Genomic DNA, 7047 nt, shown 5'->3' with positions numbered 1-7047 from the left:
ATTTTCTGGAACAGTTCAGTACAGCTGAATTGCGAACAGCAGAGCTGGATCATCAGTGGCCATTGGATTGATCCGCATTGATTCTGACCCCTCGCCTAATGTGATTACACAAATTGCCAACGTTGATGAAGTGATTTCAGCTACAATTATTGCGCTGGATTGAACTGAGATCTATTGCCACCATCTTTGGTGGTATCTTAATTCTATTTTTCACAGAAAGGTGTGCACCTTTTGTAAAGGTCCAAACAGGCCTACAGAATCTCATCATCAATTATCAGCACAAAATCGCAGGAAAGCGCATTGGCATTGTGACAAATCACACAGGTGTCGATCACGAAGGCACACCCATATGGGAACTTCTGGGCAACTTACCGGATGTTGAGGTAGTAGCTGTTTTTTCACCAGAGCATGGTCTCTTTGGCGAAGCCGCCGCCGGTGAAAAAGTGAACTATAGCAAATCTGAAATAGATTTGCCACCTCTGTACAGCCTTTATGGCGCCACCCGAAAACCTACCAGTGAAATGCTCAAAGATATGGATCTTTTGATTTATGACATTCAGGATGTTGGTGCCCGATTTTATACTTACATCTCCACCATGGGGCTGGTCATGGAAGCAGCGGCAGAATCAGACATTCCTGTTCTCATCCTTGATCGCCCTAACACACTCACCGGTAATCTGGTTGCGGGGCCTCTATTAGATCTGGATTATAGCTCATTTGTGGGCCTATACCCCATTCCTTCCGTTTACGGTCTCACACCAGGAGAACTCGCCCTCATGATAGTTGACCAATCGTGGATCGAACCGATACCGGAAGTAGAGGTGATTCCTTTGATCGGATGGTCTAGAGCCATGTGGTATGATGAAACGGGACTACCGTGGGTAGCTCCGTCCCCCAACATCCCGGATTTGGGAACAGCTACTGTGTACCCAGCTACAGTAATCCTGGAGGCAACCAATGTTTCCGAAGGACGTGGTACTGATCACCCATTCCGATGGATCGGAGCGCCGTGGATAGATGGCAATGAATTGTCCCATGCAATGAACAACAAAGGGTTGTCCGGGGTAAACTTCCGCTCAAAAATTTTCACCCCTCGGTCAATACAGGGCACCGTCCTCAAACCGAAATATCGGGACCAAAAATGCGACGGTATAGAAATCACTGTCACCGACCGGAATCTGTTTTCTCCAGTTGTTGCCGGTGTTGAACTTTTGCTGACTATTTCGGTTTTGTATCCTGAAAAACTTATAATCAAAGAAGCGGGAATAAACCGGCTGTTCGGTTCGAACAGACTCATTAAATTACTCGAAAATACCGCAGCTGTGAATCAGCTGATAGATGTAATAAATACAGAGTCAGATCAATTTCGCAAAGCAGCTAAGAAATTTTTCTTATATAGTAATTAAATCCGGATAAAAAGCTCTCAGAAAACAGGCGACTAACTGTCCTTTTCAGGGCTTCTCACCCAGGATCGCCGCTCCTTAAAGCTCTCAACCTTCAAATTGGCCCAATCATCGACAATCTTCTTCAACTTTTTCACATGTTCCGGTTCGTCCCTCAACTTTTCTTCTACCGCTTTGATCAGTTCTTCCCGCATCTTTTGTACCTCTCCGTAAGTAACAACCGATTCCTTGGCCCATGCATCCTGTTTAGCACTTCTGGACTCCTTTTCCGACTGCACTTCCGATACCTGCTCTTTCCTGCTAGCTAACATAACAACAATCACGATAGCTATTACGACCACCAGGATAATGATCTGATTCATGTATTATCCTCCTGCCACAGGCACACGCGCCATATCGATGCCATAATCATAAGGTAAAACACCGTTCCACCAGAAAATCACCATAGCGAACATCACAATGATAGCTATCGGCCAGGCGTAAGTGGCCATTCGAATAAAGTCCTTTGCTTCAATCTGGCCGCTGGCATAAACAATGGAACTAGCTGGCGTTCCAATGACGAGCCAATATGCCAGGGAAGTGGAAATTGCCAATCCTACACCAACCAAAATGACATTTGTACCGGATGCTTGCGCCATTTCGAGCACAACTGGTCCAATCACTGCCACTGTAGCACCGGCGCTCATCAGATTTGTCAGAAGTGCGCCTATCAAAATGACAAACATGATTAAAGGCAACTCGGAACTGATACCAAAGTTGCTCATAATAGCGATCAGACTGTCCGCAAGCCACTTCGCCGCACCACTTGATTTGAACACCGCACCGAGGCTGATGGCACCCGCATACAGAATGATCACACCCCAGCTCACATTTTGTTCGTAATCCCGCCAAGAGGTGAGCCCTAAAAGCATATACAATACGGCACCTGTGATGGCTACACCACCCAGTCCCAGCGAAAATCCGAGTATGCTTGCAGTAACTGTCTTGTCTGTGATCCACATGAAGATTATTAGGATCATGATCCCCCCTACAAGCCACTGCTCCCGGGTCATCTTGCCATGTTTCTCAAGGTCAACTTTTAAGATGGCAACTGCTTCTGAAAGATCCTTGACTTCTGGTTTAAAAAGAAATGGAAGCAAAAAAGCCATCACTATCGACATAACCACAGTGTAGAAGACACCCATCTTCATCCACTCAAAGAAGGAAATGTTGGGACTGACATAATCTTCCAGGAACCCGATCATAATTGCATTCCGCGCTCCTCCTGTAGGACTCATAGGTGCGCCCACCATACATCCTATGGCGATGGACATCATGAGAAGCTTACCAAGTCTGGGAGCGGGGACCGTTTTATTGGTCAATGTGTACAAAGCAAGAGCAATTGGAATATACATTGGCGCAATGGACGCTTCGTTAATAAAAGCGGAAGGAATTGCTGTACCGAGCAACAGACCGAGTACAATATTTCTTGTTTTGTTTCCGGAGAGTTTTACTACAAGCATCCCTATTCTTTTGTCCAATCCATATTTCACAAGTGTGGATCCTATGGCCAAGGATCCAGCGATAAACCAGACGGCGTCATGGGCGTAGGTCTGTACAATTTTCGAAGGTTCTGTAATCCCAAAGAACAACTGAACCAGTCCTATCACGAGAGCGACGGCTGGCATGGGAATCGCCTCCGTAGCAAAAAAGACTGTACATGCTCCAAGGAGGGCGATGATGATCTTCATATTGTAAGCCTTCTGAGTAACGGCTACAGGGCTCAGATCACCGCCGAACAGTTCCCTCGCTTTGAACAACATCGATTCCGGTGTCGGCATAATAGCCAGCAATGCAAATACAACAAATCCGATGGCAAGCCACTTAAAATTCGTGGTCTTTGCGAATCCGCCTGATTGCTCCTGTTTTCCGTTACTCTCAGACAACTCTTATTCCTCTATCCTTAAGTTGAAAAGGCAAGTAGACAAGATAGAAATGAAGAAGTGCAAAAAAGGCTGTGGTGAATAGGTACCACGGCCAGGGACCAAAATAATCGAGGAGTGATGCTGTTGATGGTTTCCTAAGTATCCAGAAATAGTTTGCACCTAACATGAGATTCACGGGAATCGTCCCTAAAAAGAATATAAACAACACACCGAAAGAACGCCACAAACTTTGCCAAGTCGGTCTCATGCCGTAAACAACAGTGGCATACACAATGGCAACAATCATCAGATTGTGAGCCAGCATAAACCGGAAAAAATGATAGTGCGGAAAACCAGCATAGATATCCGGCGAAAAGCTTGCCTGGAACATTGCGGAAAGTCCCCAGAAATAGAGAATTTCGTAGACACGGTAATTCCTTTTCATCATGACAAACGGTAACATCAGATTGGCTGTTCTACAAAGATGGAACGGCAGGTGGGATTTCAGATCAAATGTTCCCGCCACAATTTCCAGGAGCACCCAGCTCAGGTATGCCGATGCCACAAGCCAACCAAGCGTTGAACCGATCAGTTGTTGTTTGCGCTCAGTTAAATTTCTTTTAGCGTATATGGGCAGAAATATGGCCAAGAGGATGGCTATTACCAGTCCCAGAATATGAGACAGGCTGAAGGCAATAAATGGTGGATCCTTAGAATAGAGATATTCGGCAAGAGAGGAAGCCATCAATACCAGATAGGCTTTTTTCCTCCGGGATCTGTGGAAAGGAATCTTGTCTCTCCGCCAACAACAGTTCGCAGCACACCTGTATTCTTAATTTTCTCGGATTCTATTTTGAATAGATCATGGGAAAGAACAACAAAATCGGCAAGTTTCCCCACCTCAAGCGTCCCCAAAAGATTTTCCTGAAATCCTGCGTAAGCCACACTAACAGTATAAGCGGAGAGAGCCTCCTCCACCGTCAATTTTTCATCCGGGTACCATCCACCGAGGTGTGACCCATCAATGGTTTCCCGGGTAACAGCGGCATAAATACCGAGAATGGGAGACATGGGCGCAACAGTCCAATCTGATCCAAACACTAACGTAGCACCACTATTCAAAAGAGACTTAAATGCATATGTCCCCCGCAATATCTCTTCCTCGACCCGTTTAGAGGCCCATCTGCTGTCATCGATGGCGTGGTACGGTTGAACGGAAGGTATGACACCCTCCCGCCCAAATCGCTCGATCTCTGAGGTACGGAGGTGTTGTGAATGCTCGATTTTTGAGCGTCTCTCTTTTTCGCCATTCATCTCGCTGACTGCCAGATACTGATCTAAGACCCACTCATTAGCTCTTGTGCCAATAGCATGTATGGCGAACCGGATGCCTGCCTCGTCAGCTTCTTGCATCATTGTTTTGAACAAGACAGTATCTGATGTCACAATGATGCCTCTGGTATTGGGGTCATCCTTGTATGGATCATGCATCCATGCGGTGTGGGAGCCCAGTGAACCGTCTATCATCCCCTTAAGAGCAGGCCACTGGAGCCATTGGTTTCCAGTCCCGTGCTCAGCAATGTAGTCGATCTGATTTTTCCAGTTGGTCCACCACGGAGCGGCGTAAATGCGCATTCTGAATTCACCGGAAGCCTCAACTTGTCTGTAGGTCAACAAATCTTCCCAGGAACACATATCATGTACCTGTGTGACACCGGACATAAGTGCATAGTCCATGGCCTTTTGAAGCGCTCTCCTCCGTTCTTCTTCCGTTGGTGGAGTAGTAGCGCGCTGAACCAGTTCCTTAGCTCCAGCTTCCCGAAATATTCCTGTTGGATTACCAGTCATATGGTCCCGATCTATGACACCGCCCGGCGGATCAGGTGTTTCGCCTGTTATGCCGGCCAGTTCCATGGCCTTTGAATTGGCAAAGGCCATATGCATATCAACTCTATGGACAAAGACAGGGTTTTCTCTGGAAACATCGTCCACCCATGAATGATGTGGTAATTCACCACCCCACTTTTCGTGATCCCAGTTTCCACCGAGGATCCATTGTCCCGGATCCATTACCTGCGCTGCGCTGTCAATCTTGAAAACGAAATCTTCAGGAGAATCCACTTCCCTAAAATTCAGACGGATAAGTTGAAATCCCCCATCCATAAAATGCGTGTGAGCATCCATCAATCCAGGCACAACAAATCGACCTTTCAAGTCTACAACAACCGTATTTGGACTTTTGAGACGCTCCACTTTTTCATTTGACCCCACCACAACAAGTGATTCACCTTTGACAGCCATGGCTTGTGCTCTGGTAGCACCTTCAACACCTGTCCATATTGTGCCGTTCAGATACACTGTATCAACATTGTTGCTGGTGCATGAGACCAGTAAGAATACCCAAATTATCAAAAAAAGTTTTTCAGATACGGACATTTACTTTCTCTTTTTCTTTTTTCTCAAGACGTCCATGGCTTTCCATACCATTTCGGGCACTCTCTCCATTTCGTTGAATTCTCCCGCCCCTTTCAGCCATTCGCCTCCATCGATGGTCACCACTTCTCCATTGATGAAGGTCGCCCCGCCACTGATCAGGAAGGACGCAAGGTTGGCTAGCTCTTTATGCTCTCCAAATCGCTGTAAGGGAATTCGTTTTTTCATTCTCTTTTCAATCTTGAATCCGGGTGGAACAAGCCGCGTCCAAGCTCCTTCTGTGGGAAAAGGACCTGGCGCGATAGCATTGGTTCGGATACCGTACTTAGCCCACTCCACAGCCAGTGACCGGGTCAAGGCAAGAACACCTGCTTTCGCACATGCGGAAGGAACAACATAACCCGACCCAGTCCATGCGTAGGTGGTAATTATGTTTAGCATCACGCCCCCGCTGTTTTCTTTCATCACCTTTTGAACGGCCATTGAACAATTAAACGAACCAGTTAGCACGATGTCCACAACTGTACGGAAAGCATTCTCAGAAAGTCTTTCCGTGGGACTAATGAAGTTACCCGCAGCATTATTCAATAAGACATTGACAGGACCGAGTTTTGATACAGTTTCATCAACCATCCGTTGCACATCCTCACCGCTGCGAACATCACATTGCAGTCCCAGTACTTCCGCTCCTGTTTCTCTTAGCTCCTGAGCTGCCGCATCAATAACCTCTTTCCTACGGCTACATATGCTGAGTTTCGCACCCAACTCACCGAACTGTCTTGCCATAGATTTCCCCAAGCCGGTGCCACCACCGGTGACAATGACTGTCTTATTTTTCAGGAGGTCTTTTTCAAACATACACTATCCCCCTTGGATCTATGTTTTGAAATGAGGGTGTTTTAATTAGTATCTGACTATTTCGATCCAATCTGGCAGCACGAAGCGAGTGCTTCATACGCTTCAAGGTCAGCCTCTGTATCGTTGGCGCTATAGCCCAGTTTAGCAATAGCTTGCTCTATCTGGGATAGATCGATGACGGAAGCTTTATAAGTAAAAACCCCTATCTTCTTTTCTTCATCAATCTCAATATTCACAACACCATCCAGCCTTGAGATCTCGTTCTCAATAGTAGAAGAGCACATTCCGCAGACCATCGATTCGAGCTTTACTGCGGCTTTCGCATCTGCATTTGAGCATGCAAAAGCAACTAGAAAAATGAAAAAGACCAAAACTAATTTCTTCATCATGCCTTCAGATTAATCCCTGCCATAAGTTGCCTGTTTAACTGAAACCTGCGGAAAATTACG

At 46.3% G+C, this 7047-nt stretch carries 7 protein-coding genes; 1 reads left to right on the top strand and 6 read right to left on the bottom strand.

Features of this window, described 5'->3' with window-relative positions:
• The first annotated feature begins 149 nt into the window (after positions 1 to 149).
• Positions 150 to 1406, top strand: coding sequence for a DUF1343 domain-containing protein (locus EYO21_06470; protein ID HIB03451.1), 1257 nt, complete (start codon positions 150 to 152; stop codon positions 1404 to 1406).
• A 32-nt stretch (positions 1407 to 1438) separates the two neighbouring features.
• On the opposite strand, the gene EYO21_06465 is transcribed toward EYO21_06470, so the two are convergent.
• Genes EYO21_06465 through EYO21_06440 form a run of 6 tightly spaced genes read right to left on the bottom strand, consistent with a single transcriptional unit; the run spans position 1439 to position 6987 of the window.
• On the bottom strand, positions 1439 to 1765 hold the full coding sequence (locus EYO21_06465) for a hypothetical protein (GenBank protein HIB03450.1): 327 nt from the start codon (positions 1763 to 1765) through the stop codon (positions 1439 to 1441).
• Positions 1766 to 1768: 3 nt separating this feature from the next.
• A complete protein-coding gene (locus EYO21_06460) occupies positions 1769 to 3328 on the bottom strand; it encodes a DASS family sodium-coupled anion symporter (GenBank protein ID HIB03449.1) in 1560 nt (519 codons plus the stop codon).
• Complete coding sequence (locus EYO21_06455) at positions 3321 to 4052, bottom strand: TIGR02206 family membrane protein (GenBank protein ID HIB03448.1); 732 nt, start codon at positions 4050 to 4052, stop codon at positions 3321 to 3323. Before EYO21_06455 ends, EYO21_06460 begins: the two co-directional genes overlap by 8 nt.
• Positions 4052 to 5743 (bottom strand): amidohydrolase, encoded by a 1692-nt coding sequence (locus EYO21_06450; GenBank protein ID HIB03447.1) that lies wholly within the window; start codon positions 5741 to 5743, stop codon positions 4052 to 4054. Before EYO21_06450 ends, EYO21_06455 begins: the two co-directional genes overlap by 1 nt.
• Positions 5744 to 6598 (bottom strand): SDR family oxidoreductase, encoded by an 855-nt coding sequence (locus EYO21_06445; GenBank protein ID HIB03446.1) that lies wholly within the window; start codon positions 6596 to 6598, stop codon positions 5744 to 5746.
• 56 nt (positions 6599 to 6654) lie between these two features.
• Complete coding sequence (locus EYO21_06440; protein HIB03445.1) at positions 6655 to 6987, bottom strand: copper chaperone; 333 nt, start codon at positions 6985 to 6987, stop codon at positions 6655 to 6657.
• Positions 6988 to 7047 lie beyond the last annotated feature (60 nt).

The sequence above is a fragment of the Candidatus Neomarinimicrobiota bacterium genome, assembly GCA_012964825.1.
Lineage (GTDB): Bacteria > Fidelibacterota > Marinisomatia > Marinisomatales > S15-B10 > UBA2125.
The sequence above is the reverse complement of the archived record's forward strand: the minus strand, read 5'-3'. Positions and strand labels throughout refer to the sequence as shown.

Bases quoted from the DNA above. Each gene is read 5' to 3' on its own strand.
- EYO21_06440 (HIB03445.1), bottom strand. From the start codon at position 6,987: ATGATGAAGAAATTAGTTTTGGTCTTTTTCATTTTTCTAGTTGCTTTT.
- EYO21_06455 (HIB03448.1), bottom strand. From the start codon at position 4,052: ATGGCTTCCTCTCTTGCCGAATATCTCTATTCTAAGGATCCACCATTT.
- EYO21_06465 (HIB03450.1), bottom strand. From the start codon at position 1,765: ATGAATCAGATCATTATCCTGGTGGTCGTAATAGCTATCGTGATTGTT.
- EYO21_06450 (HIB03447.1), bottom strand. From the start codon at position 5,743: ATGTCCGTATCTGAAAAACTTTTTTTGATAATTTGGGTATTCTTACTG.
- EYO21_06445 (HIB03446.1), bottom strand. From the start codon at position 6,598: ATGTTTGAAAAAGACCTCCTGAAAAATAAGACAGTCATTGTCACCGGT.